17 protein-coding genes are annotated in these 21,452 nt (G+C 69.6%); 8 read left to right on the top strand and 9 right to left on the bottom strand.

Annotated elements, in window-relative coordinates; translation table 11 throughout:
* Positions 1 to 34: 34 nt before the first annotated feature.
* The 4 genes from HQ306_RS10470 to hemE are packed head-to-tail and all read right to left on the bottom strand — an operon-like array spanning position 35 to position 3,895.
* Positions 35 to 730: an HAD family hydrolase gene (locus HQ306_RS10470; protein ID WP_222630990.1), complete on the bottom strand. Its 696-nt coding sequence runs from the start codon at positions 728 to 730 to the stop codon at positions 35 to 37.
* Complete coding sequence (gene hemQ, locus HQ306_RS10465; RefSeq protein WP_222630988.1) at positions 727 to 1,422, bottom strand: hydrogen peroxide-dependent heme synthase; 696 nt, start codon at positions 1,420 to 1,422, stop codon at positions 727 to 729. Before hemQ ends, HQ306_RS10470 begins: the two co-directional genes overlap by 4 nt.
* Before the next feature lie 38 nt (positions 1,423 to 1,460).
* Entirely contained in the window at positions 1,461 to 2,828 is a 1,368-nt protein-coding gene (locus HQ306_RS10460; RefSeq protein WP_222630986.1) for a protoporphyrinogen oxidase, read from the bottom strand.
* Positions 2,825 to 3,895, bottom strand: a complete 1,071-nt coding sequence (hemE, locus tag HQ306_RS10455; RefSeq protein WP_222630984.1) for a uroporphyrinogen decarboxylase — start codon at positions 3,893 to 3,895, stop codon at positions 2,825 to 2,827. The genes HQ306_RS10460 and hemE overlap by 4 nt, the downstream gene beginning before the upstream one ends.
* 82 nt (positions 3,896 to 3,977) lie before the next feature.
* On the opposite strand from hemE, the gene HQ306_RS10450 reads away from it, so the two are divergent.
* The 5 genes from HQ306_RS10450 to HQ306_RS10430 all read left to right on the top strand — a co-directional run bounded on the left by HQ306_RS10450 (position 3,978) and on the right by HQ306_RS10430 (position 10,427).
* Positions 3,978 to 4,586 carry a DUF3000 domain-containing protein gene (locus HQ306_RS10450; RefSeq protein ID WP_027505202.1) on the top strand — a complete coding sequence of 203 codons (609 nt, stop codon included), beginning with the start codon at positions 3,978 to 3,980 and terminating at the stop codon, positions 4,584 to 4,586.
* Positions 4,587 to 4,612: 26 nt separating this feature from the next.
* Positions 4,613 to 5,929 (top strand): ribonuclease D, encoded by a 1,317-nt coding sequence (locus tag HQ306_RS10445; protein WP_222630982.1) that lies wholly within the window; start codon positions 4,613 to 4,615, stop codon positions 5,927 to 5,929.
* Positions 5,930 to 5,994: 65 nt separating this feature from the next.
* Positions 5,995 to 7,221, top strand: coding sequence for a thiolase family protein (locus HQ306_RS10440; RefSeq protein WP_027505200.1), 1,227 nt, complete (start codon positions 5,995 to 5,997; stop codon positions 7,219 to 7,221).
* 5 nt (positions 7,222 to 7,226) lie between these two features.
* Positions 7,227 to 9,326, top strand: coding sequence for a 3-hydroxyacyl-CoA dehydrogenase NAD-binding domain-containing protein (locus tag HQ306_RS10435; protein ID WP_261769375.1), 2,100 nt, complete (start codon positions 7,227 to 7,229; stop codon positions 9,324 to 9,326).
* Between the two features lie 90 nt (positions 9,327 to 9,416).
* Positions 9,417 to 10,427, top strand: a complete 1,011-nt coding sequence (locus tag HQ306_RS10430) for an iron-siderophore ABC transporter substrate-binding protein (protein ID WP_222630978.1) — start codon at positions 9,417 to 9,419, stop codon at positions 10,425 to 10,427.
* A 6-nt stretch (positions 10,428 to 10,433) separates the two neighbouring features.
* Here HQ306_RS10430 and dxs read toward each other — a convergent pair whose 3' ends face one another.
* Positions 10,434 to 12,323, bottom strand: coding sequence for a 1-deoxy-D-xylulose-5-phosphate synthase (gene dxs / locus HQ306_RS10425; protein ID WP_027505197.1), 1,890 nt, complete (start codon positions 12,321 to 12,323; stop codon positions 10,434 to 10,436).
* A gap of 149 nt (positions 12,324 to 12,472) precedes the next feature.
* Here dxs and glsA point away from each other — a divergent pair, with 149 nt between their 5' ends.
* Entirely contained in the window at positions 12,473 to 14,317 is a 1,845-nt protein-coding gene (gene glsA, locus HQ306_RS10420; RefSeq protein WP_222630976.1) for a glutaminase A, read from the top strand.
* Between the two features lie 14 nt (positions 14,318 to 14,331).
* Here the strand turns inward: glsA and HQ306_RS10415 are convergent, their stop codons facing one another.
* Positions 14,332 to 15,186: an anti-sigma factor domain-containing protein gene (locus tag HQ306_RS10415; RefSeq protein ID WP_222630974.1), complete on the bottom strand. Its 855-nt coding sequence runs from the start codon at positions 15,184 to 15,186 to the stop codon at positions 14,332 to 14,334.
* Entirely contained in the window at positions 15,179 to 15,862 is a 684-nt protein-coding gene (locus tag HQ306_RS10410; RefSeq protein WP_268788561.1) for a sigma-70 family RNA polymerase sigma factor, read from the bottom strand. Before HQ306_RS10410 ends, HQ306_RS10415 begins: the two co-directional genes overlap by 8 nt.
* A gap of 348 nt (positions 15,863 to 16,210) precedes the next feature.
* Between HQ306_RS10410 and HQ306_RS10405 the strand changes: the two genes are divergently transcribed.
* The gene (locus HQ306_RS10405) at positions 16,211 to 17,215 is read left to right on the top strand and encodes an ATP-binding cassette domain-containing protein (protein ID WP_222630972.1); all 1,005 of its coding nucleotides are present in this window, start codon (positions 16,211 to 16,213) and stop codon (positions 17,213 to 17,215) included.
* A 2-nt stretch (positions 17,216 to 17,217) separates the two neighbouring features.
* On the top strand, positions 17,218 to 18,063 hold the full coding sequence (locus HQ306_RS10400; protein ID WP_222630970.1) for an ABC transporter permease: 846 nt from the start codon (positions 17,218 to 17,220) through the stop codon (positions 18,061 to 18,063).
* Positions 18,064 to 18,067: 4 nt separating this feature from the next.
* Here the strand turns inward: HQ306_RS10400 and HQ306_RS10395 are convergent, their stop codons facing one another.
* Together HQ306_RS10395 and HQ306_RS10390 are read right to left on the bottom strand one after the other, a co-directional pair.
* Positions 18,068 to 19,327 (bottom strand): class I SAM-dependent RNA methyltransferase, encoded by a 1,260-nt coding sequence (locus HQ306_RS10395; protein ID WP_027505191.1) that lies wholly within the window; start codon positions 19,325 to 19,327, stop codon positions 18,068 to 18,070.
* Positions 19,324 to 21,336, bottom strand: a complete 2,013-nt coding sequence (locus HQ306_RS10390) for an APC family permease (RefSeq protein ID WP_027505190.1) — start codon at positions 21,334 to 21,336, stop codon at positions 19,324 to 19,326. Before HQ306_RS10390 ends, HQ306_RS10395 begins: the two co-directional genes overlap by 4 nt.
* Between the last annotated feature and the right edge of the window lie 116 nt (positions 21,337 to 21,452).

The raw sequence follows: 21,452 nt of genomic DNA, 5'->3' as shown, positions 1-21,452 counted from the left end.
GCTGCACCCCACGGCGCGCGGACGTCACGGCGCCCTACGCGAGCGCGAGACCGTGCGCCGCCACGGCGTCGAGCAGAGCCGACGGTCGTTCGGACGTCGGCAGTGGATCGAGCAGCGCGAAGGACATAGCGAGCGCCTGCGCTCCGCCGTCGGCCTCCTCGCTGTCGCCGACCATCAGGCACGAGGCCGGGTCGACGCCCAGAGCGTCCACGGCGGAACGGAAGATCGCGGCATCGGGCTTGACAGCGCCCACCTCGAACGACAGAGCGTAGTGCGCGACGGTGTCGTGCACGCCGAGCAGATCGAACGCCGCGCGCAGATCGAACGCGATGTTGCTGACCACCGCCACGGGAACGCCGCGATCGGCGAGGCCGTGCAGCACTCGCGCCGTGTCGGGGTACGGCGTCCACGAGGACGGGTCGATCACTTTGTCGTACAACGCCTCGGCGTGCTCGACGCGGTGCACACCCGACGCCTTCAGCACTGCCAGGTAGGCGGCCCGGTGCATCGCGGGGTCGAGATCGCGAGCCTCCCAAGCCCGGTGGCCGTCGTCGTCCAGGGTGACCACCGACCCGACGGGCTGGGTCATGCGGCGCATCAACTCGGCCTGGAAATGACCGTCGATCTGCTCGTCGTCGCCGACACGCAGATCGGTGAACCAGCTCTCGTCCTCCTCGAGACGGAAGAGGGTGCCGGAGAAGTCGAAGAGCACCGCGGCCGGCGTGGTCACGGAAGTGACTCGACGAGCGCCTCGACCGTCACCCGGGGTCCGCTGAAGAACGGAACTTCCTCCCGCACATGACGTCTGGCCTCGGTCGCACGCAGATCACGCATCAGGTCGACGATGCGGTCCAGCGTCGGAGCCTCGAACGCGAGAATCCACTCGTAGTCGCCCAGGGCGAACGACGGGACGGTGTTGGCGCGCACGTCCTTGTAGCCGCGTGCCGCCTTGCCGTGGTCGGCGAGCATCGTGCGACGCTCCGCGTCGGGCAGCAGGTACCAGTCGAGCGAGCGGACGAACGGGTACACGCAGATGTAGGCGCCCGGCTCCTCGCCGGCGATGAAGGCCGGGACGTGCGACTTGTTGAACTCCGCGGGGCGGTGCAACGCGGCGTTGCTCCAGAACGCGTCGCACGCGCGGCCGAGAGCCGTGGACCGACGGAAGCGCGCGTACGCCGCCTGCAGGTCCTCGATCTTCTCCGCGTGCCACCAAATCATGAAGTCGGCGTCGGCGCGCAGTCCGGCCACGTCGTAGATCCCGCGCACCACGACGTCGGTCTCGTCGAGACCGTCGAAGAACGCGCGGACCTCGGCGAGCACCGCCTCCCGATCCTCACCGAGGGCGCCCGGCCGAGCCGTGAACACCGAGTGCATCGAGTAGCGCAACGTGGAATTGAGTGCTTCGAAATCAAGACGTGCCATGACACCCATCGTGCCACCCGGCCGTCCCGATCGGGCCGTCAGGCCAGCGCCTCCGCCAGCCGGGCCGCCGCCGCGGATGCCGTCGCGACGCACGCGGGAACTCCGACGCCGTGCAGGTACGCGCCCGCGAGTTCGAGTCGGCGCACCGCCGAGGCGGCGTCCTCGACGCGGGCCACGAGGTCGGTGTGGCCGGGGCGGTACTGCGGCAGTCCGCCGTGCCAGCGTTGCACGAACGTCGTCGTCGGCTCCTCGTCCACACCGAGCACCTCACGCAGATCCGCGCGGGCCGCCGACACCAGGTCGACGTCGGGCCGGTCGACGATGTCCGCGTCCCCGAAGCGTCCGAAGGAGACCCGCACCAGCTGGCCGCCGCGCTCGGCGAGATGCGGCCACTTGCGGCTCGACAGCGTGAATGCTTTGACGCGCAACGGAACACCGGAGGAATCGAGCTCCCCCGTGGCGACCAGGACACCCGAGTTCTGCGGTAGTCCCCCGTCCTCGAACCCGAGGGCCACCACCGCCGACGAGGCGAGTTCCACGTCCCCGAGTTCCCGCGCGAGTGCGGGCGCCGTGTCGAGCAGCATCGAGACCGTCTGCGGTGCGGGCGCGGCGAGGACGACGCCGTCCACCACCCCGACGCCGTCGACGTGCCACGCGCCCCGGCCGTCGGACGTCACCCGCCGCACGTCCGCGGCGACGAGTTCGGCACCGGAGGCGGCGAGCAGCGCGTCGAGAAGCACGCCGTAGCCACCGCGCAGTCCGCCGAACACCGGTCCCGGCGCCGGCGTCGGGCGCGCTCGCTCGACGGCGTCCACCAGCGACGGGGCACCGGCGTCGAGGGCCGCGGCGAGAGTCGGCACCGCTGCGCGGATGCTCGTGGTGACGGCCAGCCCGGAGTAGACGCCGCCCAGCAGCGGGTCGACGCTCCGCGCGGTCACCTGGGAGCCGAAGCGTTCGGACACCAGGTCACCCACCGACGCATCGTCGCCGGGCGTCCACCGCAGCGGCCGGTCACGATCGGTGTCGATGCGGCGGCACGTGGCGTCGTCGACCAGAGTCCGCACCGAGTCGGACGTGGCCGGGATGCCCATCAACGTGCCGGTCGGCAGTCCGTGCAGTGCGCCGCCCGAGCGCAGGAGCGGGCGGGCGGCGGGCGACGGCCGCACGAGCTGGTCGGCGAGTCCGAGCTCGTCGAGCAGAGCGGGAACCTCGGGACGACGCGCGATGAACGCCTCGGCACCGACGTCGACCGGGCCACCCGCCAGGTCCACCGACCGGAGTTTGCCCCCGATGCGCGGCGCCTTCTCGACCACCACGATCCGCGCGGCGGGTCCCAGCGACTGCCGCAGCCGGTACGCGGCCACCAGTCCGCTGATGCCCGCTCCGACGACGGCGACCGAGGTCACAGCGAGTGCACCAGCTCCACCACCGACGTCACCACGTCGGGATCGGTGGCGGGCAGGACCCCGTGGCCCAGGTTGAAGATGTGCCCGGTGGCGCCGGAAGCGAGTGCGGCGTCCGCCTCGCCCACGATGCGGGTGACCTCACGGCGCACCGCGTCGGGGCCCGCGAACAGCACGGCGGGATCGAGATTGCCCTGCAGAGCCTTGCCCGGACCGACTCGACGAGCGGCGACGTCGAGCGGGATCCGCCAGTCGACACCGACGACGTCCGCGCCCGCCTCCCCCATCGCCCCGAGCAGCTCGCCCGTCCCGACACCGAAGTGGATGCGCGGCACGCCGGCCGACGCCATGGCCTCGAACACGCGGCTGGAGTGGGGGAACACGAACTCGCGGTACTCGGCGAGTGACAGCGCCCCGGCCCACGAGTCGAAGAGCTGGACCGCGTCGACGCCGGCATCGGCCTGCGCGGTGAGGAAGGCGATGGTCATGTCGGCCAGCGACGAGAGCAATGCATGCCACGTCTGCGGATCCGAGTGCATGAGCGCCTTGGTGCGCTCGTGGTTGCGACTCGGACCGCCTTCGACCAGGTAGGACGCCAGCGTGAACGGTGCGCCCGCGAAGCCGATGAGGGGCACGTCCTTCAACTCGGCCAGGAGCAGGGAGATGGCCTTCGCGACCGGCTCGATCTGCTCCGACTGCAGGACCGGCAACGACTGCACGTCGGCCACGGACCGCACCGGGTTCGCCACGACGGGACCGGTGCCGGCCACGATCTCGAGGTCGACGCCGGCCGCCTTGAGCGGCACGACGATGTCGGAGAACAGGATCGCCGCGTCGACCCCGTGCCGCCGGACCGGCTGCATCGTGATCTCGCAGACCATCTCGGGGTCGAAGCACGAGGCGAGCATGGAGGTGCCCTCCCGCAACTTGCGGTACTCGGGCAGCGACCGACCGGCCTGACGCATGAACCACACGGGCCGACGCGACGGCGTCCGTCCCGTCGCGGCCGCGAGGAAGGGAGCTTCGGGCAGGCTTCGACGCGGACCGACGGCGTCAGGGATGGTGTTCATCGGCGTCCATGCTGCCAGAGACGCACACCTGCCCGGCGCGCCTCCTCCGCTGGGCCGACGGTCGCGGCTAACGTCCGCACACGTGACCACGTCCGAGAGCGCCTCGCAGCCTGCGCCCTTCCGCGCCGCCATCGACGCGATGCACCGGGCGACGGTCCACCCGAGCATCGAGGTCGGGCCGATCCGGCCTCCGCAGCGCCTGGCACCGTTCAGTTACGCACTGGGGGCCGAGGTGCGCCACTCCGAGACGGAGTCGGTGCCCGAGCAGAGCGAGGGTGACGCGTTCGGGCGTCTCATCCTGTTGTACGACCCGGACGGCGACGAGGCGTGGAACGGCACCATGCGCCTGGTCGCCTACATCCAGGCCGATGTCGACGCGTCGCTGGCGTCGGATCCGCTGCTGCCCGAGGTGGCGTGGAGTTGGCTGGTCGACGCGTTCGAGGCGCGGTCCGAGCCGCTGACGGCGCTGGGCGGCACGGTCACCTCGACGAGTTCGGTGCGGTACGGGGACATCGCCGGCCCGCCGCGTGCCCACCAGCTCGAGCTGCGAGCCTCGTGGACCGCGCTCAGCGAGGAACTGTCGGTGCACGTCGAAGCGTTCGGTGAGGTTCTCGCCTACGCCGCGGGGCTGCCCCCGGCGGGCATCACGGCGCTGGGTGCACGCGCCGACTCGGGCAGCTCCGACGCCTGATCGTCGGACAGCCTAGAGTTCGAACAATGCCCGACACGTCCGACTCTCCTGCCTCCTCCGGCGACACCGCCGTCGAGCCGGAGGCGACTCCCCTTCTCGCTCCACGCGAGGGGGTCCCGCCGTTGACGGACACGGCGGACGCGGTGCGAGCGGCCGCGGAGCTGCTGGCGTCGGGAACCGGACCGTTGGCCGTCGACGCGGAACGCGCATCGGGTTTCCGATACTCGGCTCGCGCGTATCTGCTGCAGTTCCGTCGCCGGGGTGCGGGCACCGTCCTGCTCGATCCGATTCCGGTGGTCCGCGACGGTGGTGTCGAGGCGCTCGCGGGCTTCGCCGCCGTCGTGAACGACATGGAGTGGGTACTGCACTCCGCCGATCAGGATCTGCCGGGGCTCGCCGAGCTCGGCATGACTCCCGCGTCGCTGTACGACACGGAGCTGGCGGGCCGACTCGCCGGCTTCGACCGTGTCGGTCTGGCGGCCATCGTCGAACGGACGTTGGGCCTGTCGCTGCAGAAGGGTCACGGTGCGGCGGACTGGTCCACCCGACCGTTGCCCGACACCTGGCTCAACTACGCGGCACTCGATGTCGAGGTGCTCGTCGAGTTGCGTGACGCCATGGCCGAGGAGCTCGAGAGCCAGGGCAAGACCGACTGGGCCGCACAGGAATTCGAGTACATTCGCACCGCACCCCCGGCGCCGCCCAAGCCCGACCGCTGGCGCCGCACCTCCGGTATCCACACCATCAAGAACGCGCGGACGCTCGCCGTCGTCCGCGCTCTGTGGACCGCCCGCGACGATCTCGCGCGCCGCCGCGACATCGCGCCGAGCCGCGTCCTGCCGGACTCCGCGATCGTCGCCGCCGCGCAGAGGAACCCCGCCACGGTGTCCGAGCTGAACGCGTTGCCCGTCTTCGGCGGACCTCGTCAGCGTCGCCAGGCGCGCGTGTGGATGGACGCGATCGAGCACGCCCGCGCACTTCCCGACGATGCGCTGCCCCCGGTGACGCAGCCCTTCGTGGGGCCGCCGCCGGTCAGTCGGTGGGCGCGGCGCGATCCGGAGGCCGCCGGGCGTCTGTCCGCCGTCCGCGACGCGATGGCCGCCCTGTCCGCGGATGTCGCGATTCCCGTCGAGAACCTGCTGACTCCCGATCTCGTCCGTCGCATCTGCTGGGACCACCCCGCTCTCGTCGCGGAGTACGGGACGGACGAGGACGTGCTCGTCGACCGTTTCCTCGAGGCGCACGGGTCGCGGCCCTGGCAGCGCGCGGTGGCGGGCCCCGTCGTGGCAGCGGGCCTACGGACCGCCGCTGAGTCGAGGACGGCCGAAGTTACCGGCGAGTAGGCACGGGTTAGAGTGGGCGCGCGAGCCGGGCGTCCGGCTCGTTCCAGCGCCTGCCGGAAGGAACCATGTCTTCTCCGAAATCCGCTCCCGCTCGATCCGCGTCCAGTCGTGGCGTCGCGTTCGTCGACGGTGTTCGTACGCCGTTCGGCAAGGCCGGCCCCAAGGGTATGTACGCGGACACCCGAGCGGACGACCTCGTGGTCAAAGCGATCCGTGAACTGCTCCGCCGCAATCCCGAACTGCCACCCGAGCGCGTCGACGAGGTCGGCATCGCCGCCACGACGCAGACCGGCGACCAGGGTCTGACCATCGGCCGCACGTCGGCACTGCTCGCCGGGCTCCCCCGCAGCGTGCCCGGTTTCGCCGTCGACCGGATGTGTGCGGGCGCGATGACCGCGGTGACCACCACCGCGTCGGGCATCGGCTTCGGACAGTACGACGTCGTCATCGCCGGCGGCGTCGAGCACATGGGCCGGCACCCGATGGGCGAGGGCGTCGATCCGAACCCGCGCTTCCTGGCCGACAAGCTCGTCGACCCGAGTGCGCTCGTCATGGGCAACACGGCCGAGAACCTGCACGACCGCTACCCGTCCATCACCAAGGACCGCACGGACGCCTACGCCGTCGCGAGCCAGGAGAAGTACGACGCGGCGAAGAAGGCCGGACTCATCGGCGAGACGCTCGTTCCCGTTGCGACCAAGTCCGCCGCCGGGTGGGGCCTCGCCACCGAGGACGAACCGCCGCGCCCCGGCACGACCCTGGACGATCTGGCGAAGCTCAAGACTCCGTTCCGGCCCGCCGGACGCGTCACCGCCGGCAACGCCGCCGGACTCAACGACGGTGCGACAGCGGCGATCCTGGCCGGCGAGGACACCGCCGCGGAACTCGGCCTGAAGGTCGGGATGCGCATGGTGGGCTTCTCGTTCGCCGGCGTCGATCCGGCCGTGATGGGCATCGGTCCCGTCCCCGCCACCGAGAAGTTGCTCGGACGCACCGGCCTGTCGATCGAGGACATCGGCCTCTTCGAGATCAACGAGGCCTTCGCCATCCAGGTCCTCGCGTTCACCGAGCACTTCGGCATCGCCGACGACGACGCCCGGATCAATCAGTGGGGCGGCGCCATCGCCTGCGGCCACCCCCTCGCGTCCTCGGGCGTTCGACTGATGACCCAGCTCAGCCGACAGTTCGCCACCCGTCCCGACGTCCGCTACGGCCTCACCACCATGTGCATCGGCCTCGGCATGGGCGGCAGCGTCATCTGGGAAAACCCCGCCTACGACGGAAGCAAGTGATTGCCATGACTTCAGCTTTTGCCGACGAAGTGGTGACCCACGCGTTCACCAGGATCGTCACCGTGCCGGGCCTCGACGGCCCGGTCGCCATCGTCACCCTCGACAACGGCTTCGACCACACCAAGCCGTCCACCTTCGGGCCCGCCGGACTCGCCGAGCTCGATGCGGCCCTCGATGCGGCGTACGCCGCACGTCCGGTGGCCGTCGCGGTCACCGGCAAGCCCTTCATCTTCGCCGTCGGCGCGGACCTCAACGGTGTGCCGAACATCTCCGACCGCGCGGTGGCCCTGGAGATCGGCACGTTGGGGCACAAGGTGTTCCGCCGCCTGCGTGAGTCGACGGTGCCCACGTTCGCCTTCGTCAACGGCGCCGCTCTGGGCGGTGGACTCGAGATCGCGCTGCACTGCCACTACCGCACCGTCGCGGACAACGCTGCGGCACTGGGGCTCCCGGAGACCTTCTTGGGCCTCGTTCCCGGCTGGGGCGGAACGCAGTTGCTGCCCAACCTGATCGGGCCGGCCAATGCCGTCACCGTGGTGATCGAGAACGCGCTCAACCAGAACCGGATGCTGAAGCCTGCGGACGCGCAGAAGCTCGGGATCGCCGACGAGGTCTTCGGCGGCGCCGACTTCCTCGAGCAGTCACTGCTGTGGGCCGCGAAGGTCGTCTCCGGTGACGTCACCCCCGCCCGCCCCGAGATCGATCGCGACCAGGGCTGGGACGACGCGATCGCGCGCGCCAAGGCCATCGTGTCCGGCAAGACGGGAGACCACGCACCGGGACCGGTGCGCGCCGTGCAGCTGCTCGAGCTGGCGAAGTCGACCGACATCACCGACTCCGCGTCGCTCGACGCCGCCTTCGCTGCCGAGGACGAGGCGTTGGCCGACCTTCTCATGGCCGACGAACTGCGCGCCGGCCTGTACGCCTTCGATCTGGTGCAGAAGCGTGCCAAGCGGCCCGCCGGAGCGCCCGACAAGTCCCTCGCCCGGAAGGTCACCGGCGTCGGCATCGTGGGCGCCGGCCTCATGGCCAGCCAGCTCGCCCTGCTGTTCGTACGTCAGTTGAAGGTGCCGGTGATCCTCACCGACATCGACCAGGAGCGCATCGACAAGGGCGTCGGCTACGTTCACGCCGAGATCGACAAGCTGCAGGGCAAGAAGCGACTCTCCCCCGACGCGGCGAACCGTCTCAAGGCGTTGGTGTCCGGATCGCTCGACAAGTCCGCATTCGCGACGACCGACTGGGTCATCGAGGCAGTGTTCGAGAACCTCGACGTGAAGAAGAAGGTCTTCGCCGAGCTCGAGGAGTTCGTCTCCCCCGAGACGATCCTCGCGACGAACACGTCGTCGCTGTCGATCACCCGTATGGCGGCGGAGCTGAAGCACCCCGAGCGGGTCGTCGGATTCCACTTCTTCAACCCCGTGGCCGTTCTTCCGCTGCTGGAGATCGTCCGCGGCGAGAAGACCGATGATGCCACGCTCGCAACAGCCTTCGCGACGGCGAAGTCTCTGAAGAAGTCGGCCGTGCTGATCGCCGACAAGCCCGGCTTCGTCTTCAACCGCTTGCTCACCCGCGCCCTCGGCGAGGTCATGAACGCGATCGACGAGGGCACGCCCTTCGACGTCGCGGACAACGCCATCAGCGAGCTCGGCATGCCGATGAGCCCGCTCACGCTGCTCTCGCTCGTCGGCCCCGCCGTCGCACTGCACACCGGCGAGACCATGGCCGAGTACTACCCGGAGCGGTTCCACGACTCCCCCGGCCTGCAGGCGATGGTCGCGAACAAGAAGTCCGCGGTGTGGACCTACGGCGCCGACGGAGCCAAGACCGTCGACCCCGAGATCGCCGATCTGTGGCCGCAGGGCGACTCACCGTCGACGGCCGAGCAGGTGCTCGATCGCACCCGCCGCGCCTTCGCGGAGGAGATCGACATCATGCTGCAGGAAGGCGTCGTCGCGGCCGCTCAGGACATCGACCTCTGCCTGATCCTCGGCGGCGGCTTCGGGTTCTGGAACGGCGGCATCGTGCCGTACCTCGATCGCACGGGCACCTCCGAGGCCGTCACCGGTCACCGGTTCCTCGACAAGGGTGTCGCCAGCGTGTGATGGGGCTGCGCCCTCGTGCGCCCTTTGCGCATCCCTGGATACGCGAAGGGCGCACGGGGCCGGAGGCTATACATAGGTTAGGCTAACCATGTGAAACGCCTTCGCCTTCTCCCCGCCGTCGCGGCCACCGCCGCGCTCGCCCTCGTCGCCGGATGTTCGTCCGATGCCGACTCCGACGCGCCCGCCGCCGCGTCGGGTGGCGCGTTCCCCGTCAGCATCGACCACGCCTTCGGTTCGACCACCATCGACGCCGCACCGGAGCGCATCGTCACGATGGGCTGGAACGCGCAGGACATCCTGGGCGCCCTCGACATCACGCCCGTCGGCCAGCCGAAGTACACCTACGGAGCCGACGAGAACGGCGTGATGCCGTGGGCACAGGAGTTCTACGACGCGGACGCCACCACCCTGTACGAGGATCCGGCTGCGGGTGAGCCCGACGTCGAGGCCCTCGCGACCCTGGCGCCGGACCTGGTGCTCGCGCCCTACGAGGGTTTCCCGCAGTCGTACTACGACACGTTGTCCGCTGTCTCGCCCGTCGTCGCCTACCCCGGTGAGGCCTGGCAGACGACGTGGCAGGACCAGACCACGATGATCGGTGAGGCAGTCGGGAAGCCCACGGAGGCACAGGCTCTCATCGACGGTATGGGCCAGCGGCTCGCCTCGGAGGCCGAGGCCAATCCGGAGTTCGCCGGCAAGACCGTCGCGGTGGTGAACCTGGACACGGACGCCGGTCAGGCGAACGTCTACATGCCGTCCGATCCACGCGTGCAGGTTCTCAACGAGATGGGTTTCGTCAACGCCCCCGGCGTCGTGGCACTCGACGAAGCCGACTCCGCGGACACCTTCTTCTCCACCGTGTCACTGGAGAACGTGCAGAGCTTCGACGCCGACGTGATCGTCGCGTTCACTCCGGAGGGCTTCGACCTCGCCTCGGTTCCGGCTGTGGCGACGCTGCCCGCGGTCGCCTCCGGATCCGCGGTCGCGCTCAGTGACGAGCAGGTCATCGCCGGTCTGAGCAACGTCAACCCGGTGAGCACCCCGTGGGTACTCGACCGGATCCTCCCGCAGTTGAAGGACGCCGCCACCAAGGCGACGTAGCGACCGTCAGATGTCGCCGGGCCGGTGAGCGATCCATCCACGCACCCGGCCGGCGATGTCCGACGGGGTGAGGCCGATGTCGGCGTGAATGCGATCCCGCGAGCTGTGGTCCAGGAACTGCTGTGGCACACCGAGATCCCGACAGGGGACGTCGACGCCGCCGGCGCGCAGGGCAGCCGACACGGATGCACCGATGCCGCCGTGCAGACCGCTGTCCTCGAGCGTGACCACCAGACGAAAGTCCGCGGCGAGCTTCACGAGCGAGTCCGGAACGGGCAGCACCCACCGCGGATCGACGACCGTGGCCGAGACACCGTCCGCGGCGAGTTCTCGCGCCGTGTCCAGTGCCAACGACGCGAACGGACCGACGGCGACGAGGAGTACGTCCGACTCCCCCTCGGGCTCGTGCAGCACGTCGACGGAGTCGTCCAGACGCCGTACCGCCTCGATGTCGTCGGGGATGGCGCCCTTGGGGAAGCGCAGCGCGGTGGGACCGTCGGACACCGCGAGTGCCTCGGCGAGTTCCTCGCGCAGGGTCGCTCCGTCGCGGGGCGCCGCCACGCGCATGTTCGGCACGATGCCGAGCAGCGACATGTCCCACATGCCGTTGTGGCTGGCGCCGTCCGATCCGGTGACCCCGGCGCGATCGAGCACCAGGGTGACCGGCAGGTTCAGTAGTGCCACGTCCATCAGCAGCTGGTCGAACGCCCGATTGAGGAACGTCGAGTAGATCGCCACCACGGGATGCAGACCACCGAGTGCGAGACCGGCGGCGGACGTGAGCGCGTGCTGCTCGGCGATGCCCACGTCGAAGAAACGGTCCGGGAACACCTCGCCGAACGCGGCGAGCCCGGTGGGTCCGGCCATCGCGGCGGTGATGGCCACGACGTCCTCGCGGTCGGTTCCCAGGGCGATGAGTTGACGGGAGAACTCCGACGTCCAGTCCGGAGCCGCGACGCTGGTCGCCAGGCCGGTGAGCGGGTCGATGACTCCCGTCGAGTGCATCTGGTCGGCGACGTCGTTCTCGGCGAACGAGTAGCCCATGCCCTTGCGCGTCACCGCGTGGACGATGACCGGCCCGCCGAAAGCCTTCGCGCGGCGCAGCGCCGATTCCAGAGCCGCCTGATCGTGTCCGTCGACCGGACCGAGGTACTTGATGCCCAGATCGGTGAACATGACCTGCGGGCTGATCGCGTCCTTCAGGCCGGCCTTCATGCCGTGCAACATGGCGTACGCGGCCGACCCGACCACGGGCAGGTTCTTCACCATGTGACGGCCGGTGTCCAGCGCGCGTTCGTAGTTGGGCTGCAGGCGCAGCGTCGCGAGATGGTCCGCGAGGCCGCCGATGGTCGGCGAGTAGGAGCGACCGTTGTCGTTCACGACGATCACGACGGAACGATCCTTGCCGGCCGCGATGTTGTTGAGCGCCTCCCAGCACATGCCACCGGTGAGGGCGCCGTCCCCGACGACCGCGACGACGTGACGATCGCCGCGCCCGGTCAGCTCGAAGGCCTTGGCGAGGCCGTCGGCGTAGGAGAGGGATGCCGACGCGTGCGAGGACTCGACCCAGTCGTGCTCGCTCTCGCTGCGGGACGGGTAGCCGGACAGCCCACCCTCCTTGCGCAGGGAGTCGAAGCGGTCCGCTCGACCGGTGACCATCTTGTGCACGTACGCCTGGTGGCCGGTGTCGAAGATCACCGGGTCACGAGGCGAGTCGAACACGCGGTGGATGGCCAGAGTCAGCTCGACGACACCGAGATTGGGTCCGAGGTGGCCACCCGTGGCAGACACCTTCTCGACCAGGAACCGACGGATCTCGTCCGCCAGTTCGGCCAGCTCCACCGGGCCGAGGGCACGCAGGTCGCTGGGCTCGTGCACGCCGTCCAGAACACCCAACGAAATCGCTCCCCTCCGAAGATTGCCTTGTCGTCCGTCGTGCCGTGAGGCACTCGGACAGGCCAGTTCGGACAAGTCTACGTGGACCCGGATCGGCGGGTTACCGTACGAGCGCCGAGCCGCGGCACAGAATCGAGAGAGTGGTGACGATGACCGACGTCGTGCAGGAGATTCTGGAGGAGGTCCACGCGCTGTGTGTGGCGGACACCTCCGGTGGCGTCGCCGACTACATCCCCGAACTGGCGGCCGCGAACCCCGATCGCTTCGGTATCTGCCTCACGACGGCCGACGGCCACGTCTACCAGGTGGGCGACACGGACGTGCCCTTCACGATCCAGTCGGTGTCCAAACCGTTCACCTACGCCCTCGCTCTCACCGATCGCGGCGAGACCGCGGTGGCCCGCAAGATCGACGTGGAGCCGTCCGGTGAGCCGTTCAACGAGATCAGCCTCGACCCCGTCACCGAGCGCCCGCGCAACCCGATGATCAACGCGGGCGCCATCACCTCCGCGTCGCTGGTGCGAGGCGCGACGCCCGACGAGCAGTTCGAACGGATCCGGGCCTCGTTCTCGCGGTACGCGGGACGCGAACTCGCCATGAACGCCGCCGTGCACGCCTCCGAATCACGCACCGGCCATCGCAACCGCGCCATCGGCCACATGCTGCGCTCCTTCGGCATCGTCGAGGGCGATCCCGACGCGATGGTCGATCTCTACTTCCGCCAGTGCTCGCTGGACGTCACGTGCCGCGACATCGGCGTCATGGCGGCGACCCTAGCCAACAACGGCCTCAACCCGTGTACCGACGTCCGAGCGCTCGAACCGGTGCTCGTCGAGCGTGTGCTGAGCGTCATGACGACGTGCGGCATGTACGACGGAGCCGGCGACTGGGTCAACCGCGTCGGACTCCCCGCCAAGAGCGGTGTCGCCGGTGCGGTGCTCGCGGTCCTGCCCGGTCAGCTCGGTATCTCGGTGTTCTCACCCAGACTCGACGCCCACGGCAACAGCGTGCGCGGAGTCAAGGCGTGCCGCGAACTGTCCTCGCGCCTCGAACTGCACTTCCTCCACGTCGGCCGAGCCGCACGCAGCGCCGTGCGCGCCGAGTACACCGTCGCCGACTCCCCCTCGCGTCGCCGGCGCACCGCCGCCGAGCAGGAGACGCTCGCCGCGCGGGGACGCCGAGTCCGCGTCTTCGAACTGCACGGCGATCTGCTGTTCTCCGCAGCGGAGAGCGTCGTGCGCGCGGTGTCCACGGCCGTCGACCACGGCGCCGACGACGGGAGCGCACTCGACGGCGTGATCCTGGACATGCGTCGGGTCGACGAGGTGAGCGACGTCGCCCGCTCGATGCTGGACACCCTCGCCGCCGGGCTCCGCCGACAGGGTTGTGCCGCCGTCCTGGTCGATCCCCGAGCTGCCATGGCGCACACCGTGTCGTCCCTGTCCGAACACGACGGCAGTGGCCGGGTGTTCGACGATCTGGACTCCGCACTGCGCTGGGGCGAGGACACCGTCCTCGACCGGTGGTGCGGCGGCGCACGGCAACCCACGGAGGTGACGGTCGATCAGCACCCGATCGTCACCGCGCTGGACGAGGCTCACCGCGATGCGGTCACCTCCCGCACGACGGACGCGCAGTACAGCGCAGGCACAGTCATCGCCGAGGTCGGTGACGTGTCACTGGGTCTGGTGATGGTGCTGTCCGGCCGCGTCGCGGTCGACTTCATCGGCGCGGACGGCCGGGCCCGCGCCGTGTCGACGCTGTCCGCCGGCATGAGTTTCGGTGAGATGCCGTTGGTCCGGCGCTCACGCTTCGGGCTCCGCATCACCGCGGTGGAGGACACCACGGTCGCGATCCTCGGCCCGAAGGACTTCGACGCGATGACCGAGAGCAACCCCGCTGCGAAGACAGCCTTGCTGGAGGTGCTTCTCGATCGCGCGTACGAGCAGGCCGAGTCGATCGTCGCCGCACTGCGCCGTTCCGGCGTCGTCTGAGCCGCCGGCTGCGCTCAGGCGTCGAGCGTGACCGCAGCGATGGGCGTCGTGGTGGGTGCGTCCGAACCGCTCTCGGGCTCGACCGTCACCGCCCACGTGGTCGCGTCGCTCAAGCCTGTGACGACGTGCTCGCGAGCGGGCGTGGCGGCATCGGCGGGGACGAGACCGGCCGGGCGCGGCGCGGGATCCTCTCCGATGAGCCACATCTCGAACACCTTGCCGTCGCCGGGCTCCGCGAGCCCGTCGAGCGTGACCACGGCGGCGTCCTGCGAGCGCGACCAGCGCACGGTGGCGGTACCGCCACCCTCGACCTCGACGGTGCTGGTCCTGATGTCACCGGCCGCAAGCACCTGCGACGTGGGCGACGACGGTGCGTCTCCCAGTTGCTGCGTGACCACGGCGCCGCCCACTCCGACGATCACGACGGCCGCCGCGGCTGCCGCGAGCACGCGCAGGCGTGTGCGGCGGCGATCGTCGAGCGACACAACCGGGGCGACCGGAGCGTCGTCGATCGGATCGGCCAGTGGCCGGGCATCGCCCTGCGGAGTGCTCTCCACCGCGGCGAGAATGCTCGCGCGCAACGACGAGGGCGGTTCCGCGGCCGTGGACGACGCGCTGAGCGCCATCGTCTCGTCGACCGACTCGACGATGCTCTCGAACCACGACCGCGTCGCCGCGTCCGACTGCGCGAGCCTGCGTTCGATGTCCGCCCTCTCGGCGGGGTCGATCGCGTCCAGTGCGTAGGCGTAGGCGTCGTCCACCACGCTGTCGTTCATCTCGTTCACGTCCTGCATCGCATCCTGCTCCGACACGTCGTCGGGCGCGGACGCGTCGTCATGGCGGCGATGGCGACCTTCTCCGTCACTCACCGGTCTCCACCCCCAGACAATTCTTCAACTTGATCAGACCGTCCCGGATCCGGGACTTCACGGTGGGAACGGCCACGCCCAGGCGCTCGGCCACTTCCCGATACGTCAACCCGCTGTAGTACGCCATCCGTACCGATTCGCGTTGGGTCTCCGTCAGCGTGTCCAGGCATCGGACCACCGACTCCGACTCCAGGGTCTGGGTGACGGATTCGAGGACCTCGTCGTGCGCGGGACTGTGGGTCGAGGAGCCGTAGAGCGCCTCGCGATCCGTGCCGGACTGCTCCGACCGGACACGGTCGACGGCGCGGCGATGCGCCAACGTCATCATCCAGGCGAGCGGAGACCCCTGCGCGGGGTCGTATCGGTCGGCCGTCTTCCAGATCTGCAGGAACACCTCCTGCGCGGTCTCCTCGCTGAACCCGGGATCGCGCAGCACACGCAGCACCATGCCGAACACCCGAGACGAGGTCGCGTCGTACAGATCGGCGAACGCTCGGCGGTCACCGGTGGCGACACGCGCGAGCAACGCACGCAGTTCGTCGGCCTCGGCGACACGTCGACGCTTGAGGTCGGGATCGGGAACGGGGCACGACGGATCGGCGGTGTCGTCCGGGGCGCGTCGGTGCCGAGGCTCGCCGGCGCTCGGGTCGGCTGCGCTCGTACCTCCGGCGCTCACAGACCCCCACCTCGCTGCGAGACGTTCATCGTCGAGTTCATCGACCATGAGACTAGTGGCCATCGTCGTCATATCCTCACCCCCTCGGCGATCGTGGTCCTGCGCGTCGCGGTCCTGGCGTACGCGCCACCGGGTCATGGCGCCCACGCCGCCGGGCAATGGCGCCCACGCCACGGCGCGAACATTGTGCAGGAATCATTCGTCACCGGGGCGTGAGTGGATCGGTGACCGGCGTCTCCGGCGAAAAACCCGTTGCGGACCTGCAATGACTGCGGGACGCTCGTCGCACCGGATCGGACGATCCGGACATACCGATGAGATCGTGGCGGATCAGGAGTCAGCACTCACATGACGACACATGATGGGAAGGCCGGAGGCCGGCCGCCGACGGACGGGAAGGCCGGAGGCCTGGCGATCGAGGCTGTCGGTCTGATGAAGAGGTTCGGGGACACCGTGGCGGTGGACGGCGTGGATCTCGCCGTCCCGCGGGGCGGGGTCTACGGGGTGCTGGGGCCGAACGGGGCCGGCAAGACCACGACGATGCGCATGTTGGCGACGTTGACCGGTATCGACGGCGGGTCGGCCCGCGTGCTCGGCCACGACGTGGCGACGGAATCCGACGCGGTGCGGTCGAAGGTGGCGCTCACGGGCCAGTTCGCTTCGCTGGACGAGGACCTGACCGGAGTGGAGAACCTGGTGCTCCTCTCGCGGCTGTACGGGTTCTCGCGCCCGGCGTCGCGGGAGCGTGCCGATCTGCTGTTGGGCGTCTTCGATCTGGTGGAGGCCGGCGGCAAGCAGGTCAAGGCGTACTCCGGCGGTATGCGGCGCCGCCTCGACATCGCGGCGAGTCTGGTGGTCACGCCGGAGCTGATGTTCCTGGACGAGCCGACCACGGGTCTCGATCCCCGCAGCCGCAACCAGGTGTGGGAGATCGTGCGCTCCCTGGTCGCCGGCGGCACGACGGTCCTGCTCACCACGCAGTACCTCGACGAGGCCGATCAGTTGGCCGACCGGGTGGCAGTCATCGACCGGGGCCGCGTGATCGCCGAGGGCACCACCGGTCAGCTCAAGGCATCGGTCGGCTCGGGGTCGCTGCACGTCCGCGTCGCGGAACAGTCGCGCCGCGACGACGCCGCCGACGTCCTGCGCGCGACCCTGCACACCGACGTGACTCTCGAGTCCGATCCCTTCGCCGTCACAGCGCTGGTCGACGACACCGCCCTGGTGGCCCGCGCACTCGCGACGCTGTCGGACGACGGCATCGGCGTCACCACCTACGCCCTCGGGCAACCCAGCCTGGACGAGGTGTTCCTGGCACTGACCGGACGAACGACAGAACTGGAGGCGTCCTGAGAATGACCACCACCAACTCCCCCACCGCCGCGACGGGCACCGCGCAGCCGAGCATCGCCGAGTTGCTCCGCGACTCCGGTCCCCGTCCCGATCGACCGTCGTCGATGTCGGCGGCGCTCTCGTTCGGGTGGCGAGCACTGCTGAAGATCAAGCACGTCCCCGAGCAGCTGTTCGACGTGACCATGTTCCCGGTCATGTTCACGCTGATGTTCACGTTCCTGTTCGGCGGCGCGTTGGCGGGCTCGACCAGTGCCTACATCCAGTTCCTGCTGCCGGGCATCCTGGTGCAGACCGTCGTCATGATCACGATGTACACGGGTCTGACCTTGAACAAGGACATCGAGAAGGGCGTCTTCGACCGGTTCCGGTCGCTGCCCATCTGGCGGCCGGCGCCGTTGGTCGGCGCCCTGCTCGGAGACGTGGTCCGCTACACCCTCGCCTCGACGATCGTGCTCGTGCTGGGTCTCGCGCTGGGTTTCCGGCCCGCGGGCGGCGTGCTCGGCGTGCTGGCGTCGGTGGCGTTGCTGCTGGCGTTCTCGTTCTGCGTCTCGTGGGTGTGGACGATGTTCGCGCTGATGCTGCGCAGCGAGACCGCGGTGATGAGCGTGTCCATGCTCGTGCTGTTCCCGCTGACCTTCGCCAGCAACATCTTCGTCGACCCGACGACGATGCCCGGGTGGCTGCAGGCGTTCGTGTCGGTCAATCCGGTGTCGCATCTGGTGACGACGCTGCGCGGCTTCGCCGACGGTGTGCTCGAGACGGACGCGCTGATGTGGACCGGCATCTGGTCCGTCGGACTGCTGGCGGTGTTCGGACCGATCACGATGCGCCTGTACAACGCCAAGTGACGCGTCAGTCCCGGACGAACGATCCGATGCACTCGACGTGGCTGGTCATCGGGAAGGCGTCGAACGCACGGAGATTCTCCAGGCGGTAGCCGTGCGAGAGGTAGAGCCCCGCGTCCCGTGCGAAGGACGCGGGGTCGCACCCGATGTGCACCACACGATCCGGGTGCGCACCGGCGACCGCCGCGATCACCTGTCTGCCGGCGCCGGATCGTGGCGGGTCGAGGACGACGACGGACGGCTGCGGCGGCAGGGATCCGATCGCGCGCTCGACGGGCGCTGCCTGCATCGACAGCTGCGGCAGGTCCGTCACCGCAGCACGCCCGTCCACCACCGCCCGGTGGGAGAACTCGACCGCTGCGACGGTGCCGCCCGGTCCGACCGCCTCGGCGACGACGGACGCGAAGGTGCCCGCACCGGCGTAGAGGTCCCAGGCCGTGTCACCGGGCCGAGCACCGGACCACTCCCGGACCACCTCGGCGTACTGCGTGGCAGCCGCCCGGTGAGCCTGCCAGAACCCCCACGAGTCCACGGTCCACTCGCGCGACCCGACGCGCTCGACGGCCCGACCCGAGCCCGCGCGCACCCGGTGCGCGCGGTCACCGGACTTCGCGGCGCGGCGCGAGGAGGCGCCGCGACGACCGGTGTCGGCGCGCACGCGACGGTCGACGGCAGGAGCGATCTCCACGACGTGACGGGTCCCGTCGGAGTCCACGGCCACCGCGAGATCGGCGCCCGGCGTCCACGACCGGGCAGCCAGCCCGTCGTACATCCCCGGAACCGCTTGTGGGCAGGCCAGATCCGTCACGATGTCGGCGCTGCGGAGCCGGTGGAAACCGGGCCGTCCCTCGTCGTCCACACCCAACCGGATGCGCGTCCGCCAGCCGGTCTGATCACCGAGCGACTCCACCTCGACGGTGCGCTCGATGCCCCCGACGCGGCTCAGCTGCTCGGCGACGACGGCCGCCTTGATCTGGCGTCCGGCCTCGGCGGTCGCGTGGGAGAAGTCGCAGCATCCCGACCCACCGGGGCCGGAGATGGGACACAGCGGCGCGATGCGGTCGGGCGAGGCCTCCAGGATCTCGACGGCGTCCGCGCGGCAGAAGGACTTGCCGGTGTCCTCGGTGACCCGCGCCGTCACCAGCTCGCCGGGAAGGCTGTGCCGGACGAACATGACGCGGCCCTCGTGCCGTGCGACGCAGAAGCCGCCGTGTCCCGGCTTGCCCACGCGGACCTCGACGACCGCGCCGAGCCACGAGTCGGTCATCGTTCGGATCGCCGTTCGGCCGAGGTGGGCTCGTAACCACGACGGGACGAGCCCGGTGCGTTCTCGAGGCTCTCTCGCTTCGCCCGCTCGGACGAGTTGAGCTGCCAGGGCACGCTGGTGACCATGACGCCGGGCTGGAACAGCAGACGACTCTTCAGTCGCAACGCACTCTGGTTGTGCAGCACCTGCTCCCACCAGTGACCCACCACGTACTCGGGGATGAACACGGTGACGACGTCGCGCGGTGAGTCCCGCTTGACCCGGCGCACGTAGTCGAGCACGGGCTTGGTGATCTCGCGGTACGGCGACTCGACCACCTTGAGCGGGACGCTGAGGTCGCTCTTCTCCCACTCGCGTACCAGGGTGCGCGTGTCCGCCTCGTCGACGTTGACCGTGATCGCCTCGAGGGTGTCCGGCCTGGTCGCACGGGCGTAGGCGAGGGCGCGCAGCGTCGGGCTGTGCAGCTTGGACACGAGCACGATGGAGTGCGTGCGGCTGGGCAGCACACCGTCCCACTCGACGTCGGCGAGCTCGGTGGCCACCGAGTCGTAGTGCTTGCGGATCAGCTTCATCAGTCCGAAGATCGCGAGCATCGCGATGATCGCGATCCAAGCGCCCGCGAGGAACTTGGTCAGCAGGACGATCACCAGGACGGCTCCCGTCATGGCCAGGCCGATGCCGTTGACGACACGCGACCGCATCATCGACCGGCGCTGAGCGGGGTCGGTCTCGGTCCGCAACAACCGCGTCCAGTGCCGCACCATGCCGGTCTGACTGAGCGTGAACGAGACGAACACTCCGACGATGTAGAGCTGGATCAGCTTGGTCACCTCCGCGCCGAACATGACGACGAAGAAGATGGCGGCGGCCGAGAGGAACAGGATGCCGTTGCTGAACGCGAGCCGGTCGCCGCGGGTGTGGAACTGGCGGGGCAGGAAGCGGTCCTGGGCCAGGATCGACCCGAGTACGGGGAACCCGTTGAAGGCGGTGTTGGCGGCCAGCACCAGGATCAGCGCCGTCACGATGGTGATGAAGTAGAAGCCGGGCGTGAAGTGCCGGAACACGGCCTCGGCCAACTGCGCGATGAGCGTCTTCTGCTGGTAGTTCTCGGGAGCCCCGACGAGCTGGGTCGCGGGGTCCGCCGCGTACTTCACACCGATCTTCTCCGCCAGCAGGATGATGCCGAGCAGCAACGTGATGCCGATCGAGCCGAGCAGCAGGAGCGTCGTGGCGGCGTTGCGCGACTTCGGCTTGCGGAAGGCGGGCACGCCGTTGGAGATGGCCTCGACACCCGTCAGCGCCGCACACCCGGAGGAGAACGCGCGCGCCAGCAGGAACGCGAACGCGATGCCGTAGAGGTGACTGTCCTCCGCCTGCAACTCGAAGTTCGACGACTCTGCCGACACGTCGTCGCCGAGGACGTACACCTGCACCAGGCCCCACACGAGCATGACGACCATGCCCACCATGAAGGCGTAGGTGGGGATCGCGAACGCGGTACCGGACTCGCGGACGCCGCGCAGGTTGATCGAGGTGATGAGCACGATGGCGGCGACCGCGAACAGCACCTTGTGCTCCGCGACGAACGGCAGGGCCGATCCGATGTTGGAGGCAGCGGCCGAGATGGACACGGCGACCGTGAGCACGTAGTCGACGAGGAGGGCACTGCCGACGGTCAGGCCCGCGGTCGGTCCCAGGTTGGTGGTGGCCACCTCGTAGTCGCCACCGCCGGACGGGTAGGCGTGCACGTTCTGGCGGTAGCTCGCCACGACCACCGCCATGACGACGGCGACGGCGAGACCGATCCAGATGGAGAACGAGTACGCCGAGATCCCGGCGACCGACAGCACCAGAAAGATCTCTTCGGGCGCGTAGGCGACGGACGACATGGCATCGGACGCGAACACCGGGAGGGCGATGCGTTTGGGCAGGAGCGTGTGTCCGAGCGTGTCGCTACGGAACGGCCTACCCAGCAGCAGCCTCTTGGTGGCCGTCGAAAGCTTGGACACATCGCAGAGCGTAGGCCGTACCGGGCTCGACCGTGGGGCAGGGTGACCGATAGCGTTGCGCGAAGTCCCTTCCGGCAGCAATCACCTGGGCACCGTCCTCTCGACTCCCGAACGGA

This window comes from Rhodococcus sp. BP-160 (assembly GCF_019836205.1).
Classification (GTDB): Bacteria; Actinomycetota; Actinomycetes; order Mycobacteriales; family Mycobacteriaceae; genus Rhodococcoides.
This window is presented reverse-complemented; position numbering and strand designations above follow the sequence as displayed.